Raw genomic sequence first — 17,255 nt, forward strand, 5'->3', positions numbered from 1 at the left:
CGAGATCAAGCAGGCCCTCGTCGATCGAATCATCGAAACTCTGGGAGAACTCGGACGCGGCGTCAGCTTCGTCGGCCGGCAAGTGGAGTTCGACGTCGACGCCGACGAATTCTCCGTCGACCTCCTCTTCTTCCACATCGAGCAATTGCGCTACGTCGTCGTGGAGCTGAAGGTGGGGAAGTTCAGGCCGGAGTACGTCGGCCAGCTCGGGTTCTACGTCGGAGTCGTGGAGAACCATCTCCGCCGTGCGGCGCATGCGCCCACCGTCGGCCTGCTGCTCTGCACCGACAAAATCGATCGCGTCGTGCGGTACGCGCTGGCGAGTAGCACGCATCCCCCATCGCAATCGCCAGCTACAACCTCCGCCTTCGAGGACCAGGCCGCACTGCCATCCGAAGCCGACCTGGACCGCGCCGTCAGCAAGCGCTGAAGAATATTCGGCCGGCAAGTTTTGAGCGCTGGCCGGGCAGCGAAAACAGCAAGCCCTGACCGCTTTTGCCCCACGATCGGCTGCCACTGGTTCGACGTGATCCGCTCCGAGCACGCGATCGACCTGCGGGAAGACGACGAGGGCATGATCAACGTGAGCATCATCAACCGCCCCGCCAAACTCGTCGCCAACCCCCTTCGCGACCCCAGCCACGTTTACGGAAGCGCCGTAATCCTCGTCGGGAACGCCGACACAACACACACCGCAGCCCTAACTCCGGAGCGGGAAGCGCGCATGTGTGACCTCCTCGGTATCCCCGCAGCGTTCGAGGCGGACCCGCGATGAGCGCCCCAAACCGCAACCCGAGCCTCCGCAATCTCCGCCACACTGCCCGGCTGCTGCGCTTGCCGCAGGCGGCCGCGCGCCGGTGGTGAAGTTGTCCCCGTCGCGAGCTAGGCGCAGGGTGAGGAGTTGCAGGGCGTGGCGATTGCGAGTGCTGCGTCCGCACCGTTGTTCACGGGCGGTGCTACTTGGAGGCGCACCGTTCGAGTCGACAGCCGGCTCATCGTGACGCCTGCGGCTTCGCCTCCGATCAAGACGAAGCCCGTGCAGCCGAAGGTCGCGGTGGCCGCCGGGTTGTAGAAGCGCGGCCCGCTATCCCGGTCATTGCTTCTCGCTTCCGGCTGCCATCGGCGCAGTCAGGCGGCGACGGATGAGACGGGTACCGGACCGGGTGTTGACAAGGTGGTCTCAGCGCTTTGTGCTGTGGCGGTTCGGTAGCAGCAGAAGCAGCCGGTGCCTCAGATCTATCAGGATAAGCTAACCCCCGGTGAGCGCGGGAGCAGGTTTCACGATGACGTCGCCGTCGTACAGCGCGAGACAGTCGAGATCTGCAAGAAGGTCCAGGTCGGCTTCAAAAAGGTCCCAGCCACGCGTTCTGTAGCTGTCCGTCAGGTCGTTTACAGCTCGGTATAGGCGCACAAATGAAACGCGGTCTGCCTGACAGCGGTCAAGAGCTGAAATCAGCGCGTTCAGTCGTTCCTGTCGTATCTTGATGAGCTGTTCGAGAGGTGCGAGCTTCTCCATAAATCACTCCTTGGTTTGCTTCTGTGAAGCTGACTTTGTGGGGCCGATGAACTCGGATAGGAATATGCGCGCGACCTCAGACCCGCTATGCGCGCGGTCTCCGCGGTCGTAGCTTGTTCGCTCAAATGGCACGAAGCACGCCCAAAGTTTCAGGCGCATGTCGTCGGCCTGTTCGAGTCCCTTCGCAATGGGCGATAGCCGCTCGAAGCTGATGGGCACGGAGTCGTGCCATAGTTGAATTTTCGCGGTCCGCATCGAGAAACGAAGGCGCTGAGTAACGATCCATGTTCCTCTGACTGAGGCTACTTGCCCGTGCCGCCCATTCAGAAGCGACTCGACGGTGTGCTCCAGATTCTCGTCACCCTCGAGTCGTAGCTTCGCTACCGCGTTCAGAGCGGCCGCGAAGTTCTCCTCATTGGCTCGCCAAGTGCGGGCTGCGCCACTGCGGTCGGCGACCGTTTCCTCAGCGCGCTTCGCTTGTTCGACGAGATTCTCGCACCAATCAAGCTTCATCGCCCGGAGCCCGGCAAGTAACTCTTCGTAGCTGCGCCACGCGAACAGCACCCCACGGTCCCCGTCAAAGGCGAGACGATGAAGGGCACGCAGCCGCTCGACCTTGGTGTCACTGCTTGGCGTCCGCTGGAGCACGGAGTTCAGGTAGCTGATGATCATCGCGTCATCGACCCAGGCTGAACCGTCGTAAGCGTGCTCATCTCCCCACTTCGATAGAAAGTCGAACTGTGAGAGGTCGTCTTCCTCGCGGGTGAACGCTTCGTGGACGAGACGTCGCAGCGCAGTGTCCGAGGCGAGTGCATTCGCGTGGAAGTAAACCCACCGGTAGGCGCGCTCGCGGTTGGTGAGGAGGGTTTCAATGGCCGAGATAGCACGCGAACCGTAGCCGATGAACCATTCGGGCTTCGGGTCGCTGCGCGCCTCGATTGTTATCGACTCGAGGATCCGCTCGACATCGATTGCTCCGAACTCTGTTCCTGCGCGGGAGGAATCGCGTAACAGGTAGTCCAGTCGATCCGTATCAATTGGAGCAGAGATAATGTGGTGGATAGCGCGAGCCCACTGAGGGGTGGTCGCACGGTCGCCTGTCAGAATCTGCATCGTGATCCAGGTGCAAAATTCATCCTTCAAAGAGGCGAGCGCACGCTCCGCAAGGAGCTGCCCACACACTTCGTGGAACTGAAGCCTTGGTGACTCTTCTTCGATGCGCGCGAGTTCCACTAGCGTTTCCTCTTGAAAGATGCGCTCACGGAACCGCGAAAACTCCGGTTCGAGGGTGTGTGAGTACGGTCCATGACCGACGTCGTGAAGTAGCGCCGCGGCCCCCAGTGCTATCCGCATGATCTTGCCGAAGGCGTCGACCCACACTCGCTCGCGATCTTCGAGGCGGTCGCGCTTTTGGAGATGCGAGAAGTATGGATCTCTGCCATCTGCCACCAAGTCTTTATAAACGTCCCCTGCTAACGCGGATTGTGTTGTAAATCCGGCGTTGTGCCAGGCGCTATCCCAGGCTTTCATACCGAGATGCATAACGCCGAGAGCGTGCTCGAACCGGTTTCCAGTTAGCGAGGGGTAGACCACGTGACCGCAGCCGTTTTGGTGAATGCGTCGCAGTCGTGCGATGAATGGCGAGTCCACGAGCTCGACAAGCTCCTGCGGCACGTAGACATAGCCGTGCACAGGATCGCGATATCGACGTCCGTATCGAACGCTCATCTCTTGGGCTCCGATATCTCAAAATTGTCGACCAAGTCTTGCAGGAGTTCAGCGTCGGCTTTGTGTGGCGCATACACTCGCACTAGCGGCTGACCGCGTTCCACAAGTGTGCCGAGCGCGGCCCCAAGCATGATACCCCCGGCTCCAGGTGCGAGGGGGAGTCCACCAGATCCTGGTGTGTAGACGTTCAGCCGATTGTTCACCATGTCAGCGAGCTCGACTGTGTCCTTCGATGTCAGGGTTCCGGTAGAAGACGCAGTAATGTCCGTGAACGGCAACCCTTGAAGGATCGCTTCGGCCCCCGTGTCCCTTACTCTTGCGAGAAAGGGCGCTTCGACACCATGATCTTGCCATAGGGACAGTAGGTTTTCTTTCAGAGTCCCATCACGCCATGCGTCCACGACCGTGGAATGGATGTCTTTCTCGGTCAGCGAAGGGCATTGAGCGAGATGTGAAGCGAAAGACGCCGAGAGCGCGAGTTCACTTCCTTCGGGAATTGATAGGTCGGCGGGAGCGTCGAGGAGGTCGAGGACTTCACTGATCTCGGTAGCATTACCAATGCTCCGCCAAGTTACCCGCGATGTTGAGCGGACTCTGAAATCAATAAACAGTGGTAGCCCGGCACACACTTTGGATGCGAGTGCGACGAATGCATCCGCTTCACCCCGTGTGTAGAAGAACGCGCCAGGGCCGTATAGGACGTCGAGGAGCGTCAGATCGGTTTGCAGGGCGTACTGCTTGGCGATGATGCTAGCGACGATGAGTCCGACCTGCCGGACGGTACCGGTCTCACCTCGGAGGAAATACAGCACCTCGTCGCGAGGGCAGAAGTCGGGTCCGGCAGTGAAGTACCTCACCGCCGGGGGCTCGCCGCTCCAGCCGCTCACCGCCGCCGCGGACATCGGGCGGAAGCCGGGAAGAATGCGAAGCTTGTCGCTCGTCCCCCCTGTGTGCCCTAATCTGCGGGCGACAAGAAAGCTTGAGTTCAGGCCGGCCCGCTCGCTCAACAACCGGAGGACCGCCGGAAGGAGGATTGCCTGCTTTTCTGAAATGCCCCCCGTTGGGTAGCGTCGGACACTCTTCGTCTTCTGCGGCCGCTTGCGAAAGAGAGGTTCGGCAAGAAACCGAGTTAGCAGCGCAACCTGCTGGGTGGAGACGCCACGCAGTCTCATCGACGTTAGCCAGTACCCTAGGGCGACCCCCGCATCCCGCTCAGCGGATGTCGCCCACGCCTCGATGGCCGAGGCGAGTAGTTTCCAGAGGTCCGCAGACTCTGTGAACCAAGCGTCCGCAAGCACGTCTGGACGCGACCCGCTCATGCTGCGCCAGTCTGACGCGTTCGTGGCGCGGCCAAATGCCGCATGGCAAAGAAGTGCACCGAACTGCGCCGGCGTTGGGACGTCGCTGAACAGAATGGGATCGCCCTGGCGTTGAAAGGCGACCTCGAGCCTAAGCGCGTTAGATCGCATAGCGTTGAATACTCTCAAGGAGGAGCCGCACGTCCTCCGCAGTCTCCTCAGGCGATCCGACCTGCTGTCGGTGGACGATGAACTCCACGCCCTTCTCGGCTGTGTAAGCGCGTGCTACGTCAGACATCAGTTCCTGCATCGCGAGATTCTCGCCAATGTCCACCCCTGCATCGAACTCTCGACCTCGCTTAGTCAGCATGGTATTCCAGGTGGGCTCGTCAACCTGTACGAACACTAGATGGGTGGGGTCAGGCAACGACGCGTAGTCCACTTCCGCGGCGCTTTGAGCTGCGTCGAAGTAGGGGTTTTCGGGTGAGATCAGCCAGCGCATGCTCTCGTCTGCCATATAGCGCGCGATGAGCTTGTCGTACATGCTGTCGACGACTGCGTCACCGCCGGAGGCGTGGATCTTCGCAGCTTCGAGGTAACCGGGCACACGAGTGTTCCTAAACCACTGTAATGCAAGGTACGGCCCGAATTGGCCGTTCGCCTGTCGATCGGTGACGAGTGGACTCCATTCGGGCTCTTCCGGCTCGAGGAACGCCGAGCCGCCAAGCATCATCGCTAAAGCGTGAGCCGTCGCAGATTTTCCGCATCCGGGAACTCCCATGAATCCGATGAACATGCTGTTAGAAGAGCGTTGGGGGTTCGACGCCCACGATTTGTTCGCCGTGGTCCGGGGTAAATTCTAGGTCTGTCTCCACGCGTACAGCTGAGTGATCTGTGACGCGCTCATCTCCAGTCCGCCATTGATGTTCCAGTTCCGTCTTGACCACGTGGGCACGAAGAGTGTGGGTGGAGAAGGCATGGTCGTATCGAAAGCCTTCGCCTTTGTATGAAGCCCAGGAGACTTGGTCAGAGTCGGCAAGCAGATCTGTGAGGGGCGTGGAGAGCATGTCAGAGTATGCTTGCCTCTCGAAGTCATACATAGTTCTGTACTGCGGGAGGCTTCTGTCGTCGACGAAATTCAGATCCCCGATGACCAGCAAGTTGGCCGTAGCGCTCGCTTCCCGCCGCACCTGATCAGCGAACTGGCGCAACCACTTCCGCTTCTCCGCAATTTTGTCCTGTGAGTTGCGGCCGAACGGATCGGAGGAGATGCCATACGCGGCAAGGATTGACATTCGTGGCGTCGCCTCGAGCGCAACACTTTGGATGCGGCCCGCACCCGTGCGCACATATGTGGCGGGCACTTTTGTTGCGACCAGAGTTGTGAACCCGTTGAACGAAAGCTCCCAACCGTGGACGCGGAAGCCGTCCGCGCGCAGACCGTTGACCAACGCCTCACCGCCTGCCGATTTCTTGACCTCCGTCAGAACCAACACGTCGGCACCAGCGGAGATCAGCGCAAGCCGCTGACGTTCCGCGCGCTCAGCAGAGGGGGAGTTGACGTTGATGGCGAGCACCGTAAGCGTCAAGACTCTTCCTGCGAATTCACTTCCGGGCCGCCCGCTGATTCGGCTTCGGCCGCCCGCTCCAACCGCGCGATCTCCCGTTCGACGTACCATTTGGCCTTATAGAGGTCTTCAATTTCATTCTGCTTGCCGCCAGCACGCCAGAGATACTTAATGGCGTTACCCCTGCAGAAGTTCATGCTTTCAACCACGTCGATGCACTCGATAGGTGCGTCGGCACCGCCGTAGTACGGGGGGTGGTCAACGGAGTCGGAGTATGGACGTTCACGCATCTGGCCCCCAAGATCGGCTACTTTCGTGTCACCTTAGTGCAGTAGGACCTCGGCTGCGAGAAAATTTCCGTTGGGCCCGCTCTCGTCTGGGATGAGCCTCGCACACCATTCGCTGGGCTAGGAAGGTGCCTGTTTGGGTGACGCTGCAGCATCTCGGTCCTGCTGAGCCGCTGCCCACGGACCCGACGAGATGCGGGACGAGTCCGAGGAAGAGCGCGTCAAGCTCGACCAGGCGGAGGATGCGTACGCCGGAGTGCCGGCGCCTGGTGCCCAAGCTTGAGGCGACGATTGATCGGCTGGCGGGGCGGCGAGGATGAACACCGCGCTCCGCGCGCAGATGTCCGGGCTGATGTCCTACCTAGCTAACGCGGGAAGGGCGAAGGAGTGGTGGGTGACGTCGAAGAGACCGTAGCGATACAAGCCGGCAAATCCGGGCCCCGAGATGCGCGAACCGTCGCCGGAGCTGTGGTCGCAGTGCGCCTGGGATCTCGGAGCATTGCGGGAAAGGTTCAGCAGCGTCTCCTTCGAGGATCGCGGAATATGGGCGCGCGTCGCCAGGGAGACAGTCGGCGCGTTCGCGGCCTGGTCGCGGCGGGTCGAGCCGACCCAGGGACCGCTCGCGGGAGCGTCGAGATCGTTGGCGCGATCCGCTCAACTTCGCGCGTACGTGACGAAGGCGCGGTCGATGTCGTGGCCCTCTGTCGCGCAACGCGACGGTACTGAGAACGTCGCGCAGTCCGGCAAGCCGACCGTCGCGTTGGCGCTCGGGTTGCGCGAGCTCGAGAAGCTCTCGCGCGGTGCACGACATCCACCGTGCCGCGGGGTGATACCTGCCGTACTCAAGACGTGCGCATGATGATGCGGCAGCGTCTGCAGGTTGTGTCACAGCAGAGGCCCTCCTTGCCCGACGCCGGCGGGGCGATGCCGACCCAGCCGACGCTCACCGTGGAGAAGCAGCAGGGTCCAGACGCGGATGTCCGCGGAGCGCGGCTGGGCCGACGGTACGCCGGTGCAGAAGCCGCTGGAGAAGCGCACCATGAACTGGGCGGGTGACGCGTCAGCCCCGCAGCGTTGCCGGGACGATGACCGCGGCCGCTGAGACCATCACCACCGAACGAGGGGATCGACCATGAGCGATAACGACGCAGACGGCGGTGTAGAGGAATCGACCAACGCCGCCCTCCAGACCGCGCTGACTGCGGCCATATAGATCGCGGAGAAGTTCTTCCGCTTGCGCGAGCAGATGCTCTGAGGCGCTGAGCGCAAGGATGCCGTCGCGGTACGCGCGATGTCCACCAGATTTGACGCGCAGCGTAGCCGTCGCGGAGGTCGCCGTGGTCGATCGCTGCCAGTGGTGGGAGAACGTAACCGTCTCGGACATCGCCCGCGTTGCGGAGATAGCCCAGATGTGACACGGGTTTGACGACCGTGCTGTGGCCACGGCTGACACGATTGGCCGTAAGGTTCAGGGCCGCTACGGCGTGTGACCTCGGCGCTCTTGTGGCCGAAGAGCGATCGAAAGAGCGTCGAGGAGCGCACCGAGGCCTCACAGCTCGTCATGGAAGCCGACAGGCTCGCTTACCGCGCGCAGGACGCTCCCGCTCTGGCGAGACGGCGATCAATGTCGTCGCGCAAGTTGAAGCCCAAGCGCTTGCGTATGACACGGCCGCCAGTCGCGGTGGCGAGGATGGCAAGACCTCGAACGAGCTGCGCGGCCTCGCCAGCGACGCGCGCGGACAGGCGCAGCTTCGCAAAGACGCTGCGACCGATGCGCCCGAGGCCAGACGGTCGGGCAGAGCGATTTCTGCTCGCGCCGACGCCGGCAACAGCTGCGACAGCTCGGAGCCGTGGGAGACATTCGCGGCGAGCCTGAACAAGAAGGGCATCAATGTAGAGCACGTCATGGCGCGCTTGCGCGCCGACGTCGACTAGGCCCGACCCGCCCACGATGTGCTCACCTCACCGCACCGCACCGCACCGCACCGAGGGAATTCTCCGACACTTCCAGCATCAGCCGGCAACGTCAACGCGGTGAACGCAGTCGCCGAGCGATCGACTGATGCCCGAGGTCTCCGCCGCACCGTGTCAAGTAAGCGCTCGCAACGTCGACCCCCTGCGCGCCTCGACGCCACGCGGCGTCCGACTACCGGTCTCGGGGGCGGCATCCGCAGTGTCGCTAGCGCTACATTTGACAGGACAGGTTTCACATTTTTGGGGGCGCACAGTGGCACAACGGACCGACATACCCGTCAGCGAACTGCTCCTAGACCGAAAAAACGCCCGCTTAGGACAAGAGCAAGAAACACAGCAAGCCACGATTCATGCTCTCGCGACGCACCAAGGGAAGCGTCTTGTGAAACTTGCCGAGAGCATCGTGTCAGACGGACTTGACCCCGCTCAGCTATTCACCGTCGTGCGCACACCAGATAAAAAACCGCGTTATACGGTGCTTGAAGGGAATCGGCGAACTCTCGCGCTGAAGGCTCTAGAGACCCCCACGATTGTCCAAGCCGCTTTGATGCCTTCCGAGTTCAAGAAGTTGATTTCTCTGTCCGAAAGGTTTCAGAAGGATCCTATCGATTTGGTTCACTGCGTGCTCTACGAGCCCGATGAAGAACCGATTGCAAATGACTTTGTTATGGGTCGCCATGGCGGTGCTCAGGATGGCATTGGACTCGTGGAGTGGGACTCGGACGAGAAAGATCGCTTCCGTGCCCGGCATGGTGGCGATGCGGTCCGATCCTATTCTGGACAAGTCATTGATTTTCTTGCGGAGATTGATGGACCGCCTGAATCGAAGTCTAAAATCGCCACAAACGTCCAGCGGCTCGTCAATTCGCCGAAAGTCAGGGATGCACTTGGCCTGACTGTGGTCGACAAGCAATTGATCTCAAGTATCCCACCGAGCAGATTGCTAAGGCTCTCCGTAAAATTGCGAACGACCTTCGTAGCCAAACTGTCACCGTTCCGGACATCTACGACGACAAAAAGCGCCAAGCCTATATTGCTACTTTTGCCGAAGACGAGCTTCCGGACCCGGCGACTGAGCTGACGGCACCAGTCAAGTTGACTGACCTGCCAAAGGGTGACGCCGCTCCGACCTTAAAAACGCCGACTACGACCAAGAGTGCTAAGTCGAAGCCTAAACCGAAACCTCAGCGAGTTGCCGTCGCCGCAAGCGAAGCCAAGATCAACCCGAGTGCTCCGCGGACCAACGATGTCTACCAAGAGCTGGTGACTATCAACGCCGATAAGCATCCCAATGCGGCATCAGTTCTCTTTCGCGTCTTTGTCGAGTTATCAGTCGATGACTACATTGTAAGGCATAAGTTGATTTCAGACGAAAATAATCCAAATCTTGCAAAGCGACTTAAAGATGTGAATAATCACTTGCTGTCCAATTCCGCGATTCCTAAGCAGCTGCATCTTGTAATTCAGCAAATTGCGAACAACAAGCATGGTCTTGCGGCGAGTATGGTTACTTTTAATCAGTACGTCCACAACTCGTACTCTTTCCCCAAGCCGAGCGAGCTACGCACCTCCTGGGACGAAATGCAGCCCTTCCTGGAAGCCGTCTGGAAGTGAATCAACTTTCTCGTTTTCCCTCGCCGTTGCGTTACCCGGGCGGCAAGGGGAAAATTGCGAACTACGTCAAGTTGCTCATGATTGAAAACAATTTAGCGGGCAACGACTATGTGGAGCCCTACGCTGGTGGCGCTTCCGTCGCTCTCTCCTTGCTCTACGAGGGCTACGCCGATCGCGCTTTCATCAACGATCTAAATCCAGGCGTGCACGCGTTTTGGAAAAGCGCTGTATCGCAAACAGAGGAGCTTTGCGCACTCATCGACAGCACTCCTGTGACCATGTCCACTTGGTATGAGCAACGCGCAATTGCAGCCTCAGCAGCGGCCGAGGGGCTTGAGTTGGGGTTCGCCACCTTTTTCCTCAATCGCACTAACCGATCTGGCATAATTAGTGGCGGCGTTATTGGCGGGTTGGACCAGACGGGTCAATGGAAAATTGATGCTCGATATAATAAAGAGTCGCTAATCCAGCGCATCCGAAAAATTGGCCGTCATCGGAGTAGTATCATAGTTTCTAACGAGGATGCGGTGCAATACGTTCAGCGGTGGAGCGATCCAGCCGAAGATGCGGCATTCCTCTACCTGGATCCTCCGTACTTTGAAAAAGGGGAGGGTCTCTACGATAATTTCTACGATGCCGCTGACCATGCGATGATTGCCGATGCAGTCGACTCTCTTGCGCATCCGTGGATTGTGTCCTACGATGCGCGCCCCGAAATCACTCGTTTATACCCTCACGCCATTCAGATCCGATATGGATTAGCGTATTCGGCAAACCAGGAGCGGCCTATGGGTTCTGAGATCATGTTTTTCTCGAAAGATCTCACTATTCCCAACCGGCTCCCTAGTGGCATTTCCTCGGCGCAGGTCGCGCAGGCGCAACGCCAAGCACGCGCTTGATACTTCGGGCCGTTTGAATCAAGTGCCGTAGTTTACTCTTGGCACCCGGGTACCTGTGCGGTTTCGCTGCTGGTGACGGGCGCCGCAAATGCACCAACTGGCTGGGCGCAGAGTCCGCCGTCAATCATTCGGCCAAGGCGGCACCGTCGGTGATGGCGACCGAGGCGGGTTCGGGGATCTGGAGGCGCAGCGTTTACTGGGGACGTCGCGCGAGTAGTGCGGGAACCGGTGAGTTGCCGTCAAGCCATGTCGCGAGTGGAGCGTCTAGCATGCGGGCGAGCATGCGTATTTGCTCGTGGCCGGCCTCCGTCGTCATTCGATTTTGTTGGCCTTTCAGTGGGAAGCCGTTGAGAATCGGCTCGTGATGCGCAACCCGATTCCGCAACTCGTTCACGGTCTTGCAGACGCCGTGGATCCAGTTGCGATTGAATGCGACTTCCTGTCGCATTCTAATGACCTCCTTCTGCTGGGAAGGGCCTGGAGGGATTGCCTGGATCAAGGCATTGCGTTGTGTTCGGGCCTCGATCCTTCCACCTGGAAATGCGGAACGGAACGCTTGGTCCCAGAGCTTGTCGTAATCAGCAGAAACCCGTCGTGGAGGCCTGCCGATGTGTCCTCCCGCGTCAAGGAGGTTTGTCCAGAATCCGAACATGCACTGAGCGACGACGCGGCCGGGAACGTCTACGTCCTGAGCGCGTTTCTTGACCGACTCGTGCAGGAATTGCCAGGCGCTAGCGAGCTGGCCGCTGCTGCGCTCGTCGAGCAGAACCGACGGGTCCGCGTACCAGTGCGGACCCCAAGCCCTAGTAGCGGCGTCGTGCATAGCGTTGCGCAGGGCAACCTCGAGGATCGCGATGTCACCGAGGATCGCAACCGAAACATCGCGGTTCCACACGTACAGTTCTCGCGCCAGTTCCGCATCACCGCTGGCTGCTGCGAGGAACGTCTGGAACCGAGGTCCCGAGATGCCGCGTTGCAGGTCTGAGTGAGGGCCAGCTGCTGGTTGTCCTGCCATGGTCACGCGGTGTAGGCTACATGCCAGAAGTCCCCCGGGTTCAACGCTCCTCAGTCCAGCTGACCAGCACCGGGGGTTTTTCTTTGCCTATCGCCGTGGGGCGGGGTCAGATCGCTCGCGTGATGCGTGGCGTCCGGCGTCGGTTGGGAGTTGAATCGTTCCTGGCGTTTTGGGTTCGCGTGACCGGATGAGGCTGCCTGGAGAAGCGAGTACCCCTGGCGGTCGTTCGGTAGCTGTCGTGTCGATACCCGAGAACCGTGCTTTTGTCAGTCCGTTCGGGTCGGCCTATGCGAGTCGAGCCGCCGCCGGGCGGACTCGTCGGCGGAACGGGGCGGCTCGCCGGTGGGAGTGCGATGTCAGGGGCGGACAACCGACGGCGACCACGCGTGCTCGAGATACAGCGCGGGGTCGCCCTCGCCGTCGGCCGAGAGCGACCAGACGTCGGTGTCGCCGGCCGCGCCCTCGCGGGGGAGCCCATACAGCAGCGTCCCGTCATCCAGCCACACCACTTGATCGTCCACGCTCCGCTCCTCCGGCAGCACCGTCTCGACCCCCGACGCCAGATCCAGCACCGCGATCCGCCAGTCCGGCACTCCGTCGCCGACGTCCTTCTTGTACGCCACCCGCGTCTCGTCCGGCGAGAGCGATGGGCACTCCGCCGTGTCGTGGATCGCCGTCATCGTCCGCGCCGAAATGCTCCCGCGCACCAGCCACGTCCGCGACCCCGACGCCGCGGTCGCGTAGAAGGTGTCCCCGTCGTCGGCGAAGGTGACGCCCCACAGATTCCGGTCCGCGGCCGTCAGCGGCGCCCCGGCCACGCTCAGCGCGAAGGACTCCAGGTCGCCCGGGTCCGGCACGGCCGGGTCGAGTGAGCGGATGACCGTCTGCGTGGAGAAGGTGGTCGGCGCATACGAGTGGCCGGTGACGAACGCGGTGGTGCTCAGCATCCCGTCGCCGATGCGAGCGCGGCTGGGGATGCCCGGCAGCGGCCACGTCTGCAGGGTCTTGCCGTCGGCACCGGTCAGCACGGCCTCGAAGGTGGTCAGCACGCCGCGGTCGGTGCGCAGGCAGAGCTCCATCGACTCGGTCGCGGCGACGCGGTCGCAGGCGCGGTCGGTGAGGGTGCGCGCGGCGCCCGGGTCGGCCAGCGGGACGGAGGCGACCAGCCCGTAGCCCTGGCCGCTCGCGGTGTTGCGGAAGACGATCCGGTCGCCGTCCGCGGGGGCGCCGGTCGAGACGGCCACGGCCGAGTCGGCGGAGGCGCGCGCCTGGTACCGCGCCCAGGCGCCCGCCCCATACACAGCCGCGCCGCCGAGCAGGGCGACGGCGGCCACCACGGCGATGATCCACCGCGCGCGGTCCGAGAGGCGGCCCGCCTGACCGGCCGTCATGCCTTCTTCTCCGCGAAGCGCTCGCGCAGCAGCAGCACCGCCAGGGGGAGCGCCGCCGCAAGACCCACGGCGATCGCCATCATTGCGCCTTCCCGGCCGAGCCACAGCCACAGCGCACCGAATCCGACCGACGCGAACAGCCGCGCGACCGCGACGACCGTCTGGGCCGCCGCGATCCCGCTCGCCCGGATCTCGGCGGGCACGCTCGCCCCGGCGACGGCCGCGAGCACGCCGTCGGTCGCGGCGTAGAAGGCGCCGAGCAGCAGCAGGCAGGCGATGGTCACCGCGAGCCCGGAGGCGGGCGACGCCGCGAGCACGTAGACGGCGAGCAGCAGCACGTGGCCGGCGGCGAACATCCGCGCGCGGCCCCAGCGGTCGGCGAGGCGGCCGAACGGGATCGCGAGGGCGAGGTAGGCGGCGTTCGTCCCGACGTACAGCAGCGGGAACCACTGCGCCGCGAAGCCGCTGCGGCTCTGCAGCACCAGGTAGACGAAGCCGTCGCCGACCGTGAGCAGCCCGAGCAGGCCGGCGGCGAGCAGGAGGCGGCGGGGGCGCCGGTCCCAGAGGCGGCGCCACGGCAGCTTCGTTCGCGCCGTGCCGCCGGCGACGCGGGTCCGCACGTCCGGCACGAACAGCAGCAGCACGACCACGCCGAGCGTCGCGAACGCCGCCGACAGCACGAAGACCGTCGAGTAGCCGTCTGGCACGAGCAGCAGCACGACGAACGCCAGGAGCGGCCCGATAGTCGCGCCGACGGTGTCGAGCATCCGGTGCACGCCGAACGAGCGGGCGAGCGACGCCGGGTCGGACGAGGCGGAGATCATCGCGTCGCGGGGTGCGGTGCGGATCCCCTTGCCGAGACGGTCGACGGTGACGACGGCCGTGAGCGCGGCCGGGCCGCTGCCGGCCAGCAGGCCCAGGCGCGCGAGCATCGACAGGCCGTAGCCGGCGAGGGCGACGAGCTTGGGGCGGTCGGTGCGGTCGGCGGTCCAGCCGGCGCCGATCCGGACGAAGGCGCTGACGCCCTGATACAGCCCGTCGAGGAAGCCGTACGCGAGCGTCGACATGCCCAGCGCGGCGGTGATGTAGAAGGGGAGGATCGCGGCGGTCGACTCCGAGGAGATGTCGGTGAAGAGGCTGACGATGCCGAGTGCGATGACGGCGGGGGCGATGCGCGACGGGCCGGTGCCGCGCGCCGGCTGCTCCGCGGCGCCCTCGGGCCGGTCGGACAGGGAGATGTACACGTCTAGCCGCCGCTCGGGTGCAGGACGGCGATCAGCGAGTAGCTCATCCGCGGGGTGCCGGTGGGGGTGACGGAGAGGCTCACGGTGTCCTCGCCGGCGGTGAAGACCATCGCGGCGCCGCCGGCGGGGGCGTCGACGGCGGCGGAGGTGAAGCCCAGCGCGGCGAGCGAGCGGCGGTAGCTCTCGGTGATCTGCTCGGCGTCGAGGGCGACGGTCGCGGTGAGGCCTGAGCGCAGGGCGTCGCCGGCGGGCTCGACCGAGCTCGAGGCGACGATCGAGTCGGGCAGCGGGGCGACGACGGCGGAGGGGTAGCCGGCGACCAGCGCGCGGGTGGCGCTCGCGGCGGCGGGCAGCGGCAGGGAGACGAGGGCGGCGCGCGGGGTGGAGTCGGGCAGGCCGGTGTCGACGGGGGCGGGGCCGGAGACCTCGAGCGGGGCGGAGGGGTCGGCGACGGCGGCGGGGTCCGTGGGGTCGGGTGGGGTGACGGTGGTGCCGTCGGGGGTCGCGCCCGGGGTGGCGGGGGAGGTGCTGTTCGGGGAGGCGGTAGCGCCGGGGGAGGAGCTGCCCGCGGATCCGGTCGCGCCCGCGCCGATCGGGCTGCCGTCGCCGGGGCGGCCGGCGGTCGCGTCGAGCACGAAGGCCCCCGCGACCAGCACCAGCGCGATCGCCCCGGCCACCACCAGCAGGCGTCGTCGAGCGTCCATGGGGTCTCCGCATGCGGGCGCACCGACGATCGTGGTCGGCCAGGATCCGTCCATCCGCGTCGGGTCGCGTCTCGCGAACCTTAGCCCTCGCGGGGCCCGACTGCACCTGTCGATACGGTGGGCGGATGGGCAGGAGGCGTGCGGCGGTCGTGGGCGTCGTGCTGCTCGGGTTGCTGACCGGCTGCGCGACGGGGCCGACGGCGGGCGTCGACGAGCAGATCCTCGCGGCGGAGGAGCTCGGCGACAGCGCGGTGGATGCCGCGGAGTCGTTGCATCCGGTGCTGATCGGTGCGGACCTCCGGGTGTCGGTGCGCGGCGGCAAGCCCTCGGTGAGCCGCGAGGACGAGCGCTGGGTCGAGCTGTTCCTCCGCCTGGTGCCGCAGGGGGCGGGACCCGGAGCGAGCGGGGAGGTGCAGGAGGCGATCGAGCGCGAGCTGCTCGACGACGGCTGGGTCGCGGACGAGCTGACGCGGGACGCCGCGGAGACCGGCGAGGGCGCCGAGTTGTGGTTCACCCGGCCGGGCGCCGAGGGCACCGCGACCTGGGACGGCGACTCCCCGGGCGACTGGCACGTCTCCGTCTGGGGCCGCCTCGACTACGTGCAGCTCGACGTCCAGAGCCCGTTCGCCCTGACGACGGACACCCAGTACGTGACCACCGACGCCGTCGAGGCCCGCCACCCGGAGTGGCGCAGCCCGGACGGCGTCCTGCCGTGAGTTCCGGTCGAGTAGCCCGCCTCGCCGTCTCCTGCTGATCGAGTAGCCCGCCGCGCGGGCGTATCGAGCGGAGCGGGGAAGAGTCCGACGTTCATGCGGTGGTGGGTCTCGATACGCCCCTGCGGGGCTACTCGACCAGCATGTCTGCGGGCGTCTCTTCCAAGGAGATCCCCCGTTCTGCCGGAGGTGTGGTCTCGATACGCCCCTGCGGGGCTACTCGACCAGCATGGGGCGGGGCGCTGCGGACAGCATGGAGTGCGGTCGTCGTTCCATGCTGATCGAGTAGCCCGCGTCGCGGGCGTATCGAGATCCACCAGCGTCAGAAGTCGAGTCCGCAGACGCGCCCTGCTGATGACGACGGGTCTCGATGCGCCCCCTGCGGGGCTACTCGACCACCATGTTGCGGCGCAACCGCGTCCTTCCCCCGTCACCGAGACGCGAAGCGGCTTCGCCGCTCGATACGACCCTGCGGGGCTACTCGACCAGCAAGGAGAGGGCGTCAGCTCGCTCGGCGCGTGGCTCTCGAGCGGAGCTCCTCACTCGGCCCACCGGACTCCTCGCCCCGAGGGACGGCCGCGTTGCCGCCCGCACGCGGACCGACGATGTACCGACCCGTCACCGCATCCTGCACGACGGAGCGCCCCGACCGCCGCAGGTTCCTCGCGGCCTTCTCCGCGAGCTCTCGCGCGAGGCGTTGCGATTGCTCGCTGTAGCCACTCACTTCCGCCACCACCTCTGCTCGGGCGCCATCGCTTCGTTGATCACGTTGAAGACGTCGATCGCAGAATGATTGTCCTCGACTCTCGCCCGTGACGCGTAGGCGAGAGTCGCGAGAGCGACAGATGTCTCTGCGGGTGTGGTCTCGATATGCCCCTTCGGGGCTACTCGACCAGCATGTTCTGCGGGCGACTCTTCCAAGGAGATCCGCCGTTCTCCGGCGGTCCGGCCGTCAGGTCAGGCGCTCCGTCAGGTGGACGGCGACCTCGTCGCCGAGGTCCTTGCGGAGCTTCGTGCGGAGCTTGGCGCTGATGGAGAGCATGTGGCCGCCGGCGCCCGTGGGCATCAGGCCCGCGGTGAGCGGCTCGCCGTCGACGGTCGCGACGACCTTCACGGATTTGCCGGTGCCGAACAGCGCGACGGAGTCGGGCACCTCCACGCACGACCAGAGGTCGCCCCTCACGGTGACGCCGATCGGCGCGGTGAAGGCCACGTCGATCGGGCCGACGCCGTTCATGCCGCGGCCTTCGCTGATCGGCTCCGAAGTTCGGCTGCGCAGGTCTCGTCGTGGTCGGGCACGTCGT

General features: G+C 64.0%; 19 protein-coding genes. 7 read left to right on the forward strand and 12 right to left on the reverse strand.

Annotated features, from left to right (window positions below):
• The first annotated feature begins 4 nt into the window (after positions 1 to 4).
• Entirely contained in the window at positions 5 to 430 is a 426-nt protein-coding gene (locus HQQ86_RS20975; protein WP_367948700.1) for a PDDEXK nuclease domain-containing protein, read from the forward strand.
• Between the two features lie 96 nt (positions 431 to 526).
• Positions 527 to 775 (forward strand): hypothetical protein, encoded by a 249-nt coding sequence (locus HQQ86_RS15195; RefSeq protein ID WP_173289091.1) that lies wholly within the window; start codon positions 527 to 529, stop codon positions 773 to 775.
• Positions 776 to 1,249: 474 nt separating this feature from the next.
• Here HQQ86_RS15195 and HQQ86_RS15200 read toward each other — a convergent pair whose 3' ends face one another.
• The 7 genes from HQQ86_RS15200 to HQQ86_RS15230 form a co-directional block, all read right to left on the reverse strand.
• The gene (locus tag HQQ86_RS15200) at positions 1,250 to 1,516 is read right to left on the reverse strand and encodes a hypothetical protein (protein WP_173289092.1); all 267 of its coding nucleotides are present in this window, start codon (positions 1,514 to 1,516) and stop codon (positions 1,250 to 1,252) included.
• Positions 1,517 to 1,519: 3 nt separating this feature from the next.
• Positions 1,520 to 3,244, reverse strand: coding sequence for an HD domain-containing protein (locus HQQ86_RS15205; RefSeq protein WP_173289093.1), 1,725 nt, complete (start codon positions 3,242 to 3,244; stop codon positions 1,520 to 1,522).
• Positions 3,241 to 4,563, reverse strand: coding sequence for a hypothetical protein (locus tag HQQ86_RS15210; protein WP_173289094.1), 1,323 nt, complete (start codon positions 4,561 to 4,563; stop codon positions 3,241 to 3,243). The genes HQQ86_RS15205 and HQQ86_RS15210 overlap by 4 nt, the downstream gene beginning before the upstream one ends.
• A gap of 139 nt (positions 4,564 to 4,702) precedes the next feature.
• The gene (locus tag HQQ86_RS15215) at positions 4,703 to 5,338 is read right to left on the reverse strand and encodes a hypothetical protein (protein ID WP_173289095.1); all 636 of its coding nucleotides are present in this window, start codon (positions 5,336 to 5,338) and stop codon (positions 4,703 to 4,705) included.
• A 4-nt stretch (positions 5,339 to 5,342) separates the two neighbouring features.
• Entirely contained in the window at positions 5,343 to 6,119 is a 777-nt protein-coding gene (locus tag HQQ86_RS15220) for an endonuclease/exonuclease/phosphatase family protein (protein WP_173289096.1), read from the reverse strand.
• Positions 6,120 to 6,127: 8 nt separating this feature from the next.
• Positions 6,128 to 6,400, reverse strand: a complete 273-nt coding sequence (locus HQQ86_RS15225; RefSeq protein WP_173289097.1) for a DUF3310 domain-containing protein — start codon at positions 6,398 to 6,400, stop codon at positions 6,128 to 6,130.
• A 1,057-nt stretch (positions 6,401 to 7,457) separates the two neighbouring features.
• On the reverse strand, positions 7,458 to 7,781 hold the full coding sequence (locus tag HQQ86_RS15230) for a hypothetical protein (RefSeq protein WP_173289098.1): 324 nt from the start codon (positions 7,779 to 7,781) through the stop codon (positions 7,458 to 7,460).
• A 119-nt stretch (positions 7,782 to 7,900) separates the two neighbouring features.
• Here HQQ86_RS15230 and HQQ86_RS15235 point away from each other — a divergent pair, with 119 nt between their 5' ends.
• The 4 genes from HQQ86_RS15235 (at position 7,901) to HQQ86_RS15250 (ending at position 10,884) form a co-directional block, all read left to right on the forward strand.
• Complete coding sequence (locus tag HQQ86_RS15235; RefSeq protein WP_173289099.1) at positions 7,901 to 8,332, forward strand: hypothetical protein; 432 nt, start codon at positions 7,901 to 7,903, stop codon at positions 8,330 to 8,332.
• Positions 8,333 to 8,624: 292 nt separating this feature from the next.
• Complete coding sequence (locus HQQ86_RS15240) at positions 8,625 to 9,452, forward strand: hypothetical protein (protein WP_173289100.1); 828 nt, start codon at positions 8,625 to 8,627, stop codon at positions 9,450 to 9,452.
• Between the two features lie 182 nt (positions 9,453 to 9,634).
• Positions 9,635 to 9,985 carry a hypothetical protein gene (locus tag HQQ86_RS15245; protein ID WP_173289101.1) on the forward strand — a complete coding sequence of 117 codons (351 nt, stop codon included), beginning with the start codon at positions 9,635 to 9,637 and terminating at the stop codon, positions 9,983 to 9,985.
• A complete protein-coding gene (locus HQQ86_RS15250; RefSeq protein ID WP_216845556.1) occupies positions 9,982 to 10,884 on the forward strand; it encodes a DNA adenine methylase in 903 nt (300 codons plus the stop codon). Before HQQ86_RS15245 ends, HQQ86_RS15250 begins: the two co-directional genes overlap by 4 nt.
• A 193-nt stretch (positions 10,885 to 11,077) precedes the next feature.
• On the opposite strand, the gene HQQ86_RS15255 is transcribed toward HQQ86_RS15250, so the two are convergent.
• The 4 genes from HQQ86_RS15255 to HQQ86_RS15270 all read right to left on the reverse strand — a co-directional run bounded on the left by HQQ86_RS15255 (position 11,078) and on the right by HQQ86_RS15270 (position 15,238).
• Positions 11,078 to 11,905 (reverse strand): hypothetical protein, encoded by an 828-nt coding sequence (locus HQQ86_RS15255; RefSeq protein ID WP_216845557.1) that lies wholly within the window; start codon positions 11,903 to 11,905, stop codon positions 11,078 to 11,080.
• A gap of 350 nt (positions 11,906 to 12,255) precedes the next feature.
• Positions 12,256 to 13,290, reverse strand: a complete 1,035-nt coding sequence (locus tag HQQ86_RS15260; protein ID WP_173289102.1) for a hypothetical protein — start codon at positions 13,288 to 13,290, stop codon at positions 12,256 to 12,258.
• Positions 13,287 to 14,528 carry an MFS transporter gene (locus tag HQQ86_RS15265; protein ID WP_367948701.1) on the reverse strand — a complete coding sequence of 414 codons (1,242 nt, stop codon included), beginning with the start codon at positions 14,526 to 14,528 and terminating at the stop codon, positions 13,287 to 13,289. The genes HQQ86_RS15260 and HQQ86_RS15265 overlap by 4 nt, the downstream gene beginning before the upstream one ends.
• Positions 14,529 to 14,536: 8 nt before the next feature.
• The gene (locus HQQ86_RS15270) at positions 14,537 to 15,238 is read right to left on the reverse strand and encodes a hypothetical protein (protein ID WP_173289104.1); all 702 of its coding nucleotides are present in this window, start codon (positions 15,236 to 15,238) and stop codon (positions 14,537 to 14,539) included.
• A gap of 125 nt (positions 15,239 to 15,363) precedes the next feature.
• On the opposite strand from HQQ86_RS15270, the gene HQQ86_RS15275 reads away from it, so the two are divergent.
• Positions 15,364 to 15,954 (forward strand): hypothetical protein, encoded by a 591-nt coding sequence (locus tag HQQ86_RS15275; RefSeq protein WP_173289105.1) that lies wholly within the window; start codon positions 15,364 to 15,366, stop codon positions 15,952 to 15,954.
• Positions 15,955 to 16,903: 949 nt separating this feature from the next.
• Here the strand turns inward: HQQ86_RS15275 and HQQ86_RS15280 are convergent.
• Complete coding sequence (locus HQQ86_RS15280; protein ID WP_173289106.1) at positions 16,904 to 17,188, reverse strand: DUF1905 domain-containing protein; 285 nt, start codon at positions 17,186 to 17,188, stop codon at positions 16,904 to 16,906.
• Between the last annotated feature and the right edge of the window lie 67 nt (positions 17,189 to 17,255).

It is taken from the genome of Rathayibacter sp. VKM Ac-2857 (assembly GCF_013205025.1).
GTDB lineage: Bacteria > Actinomycetota > Actinomycetes > Actinomycetales > Microbacteriaceae > Rathayibacter.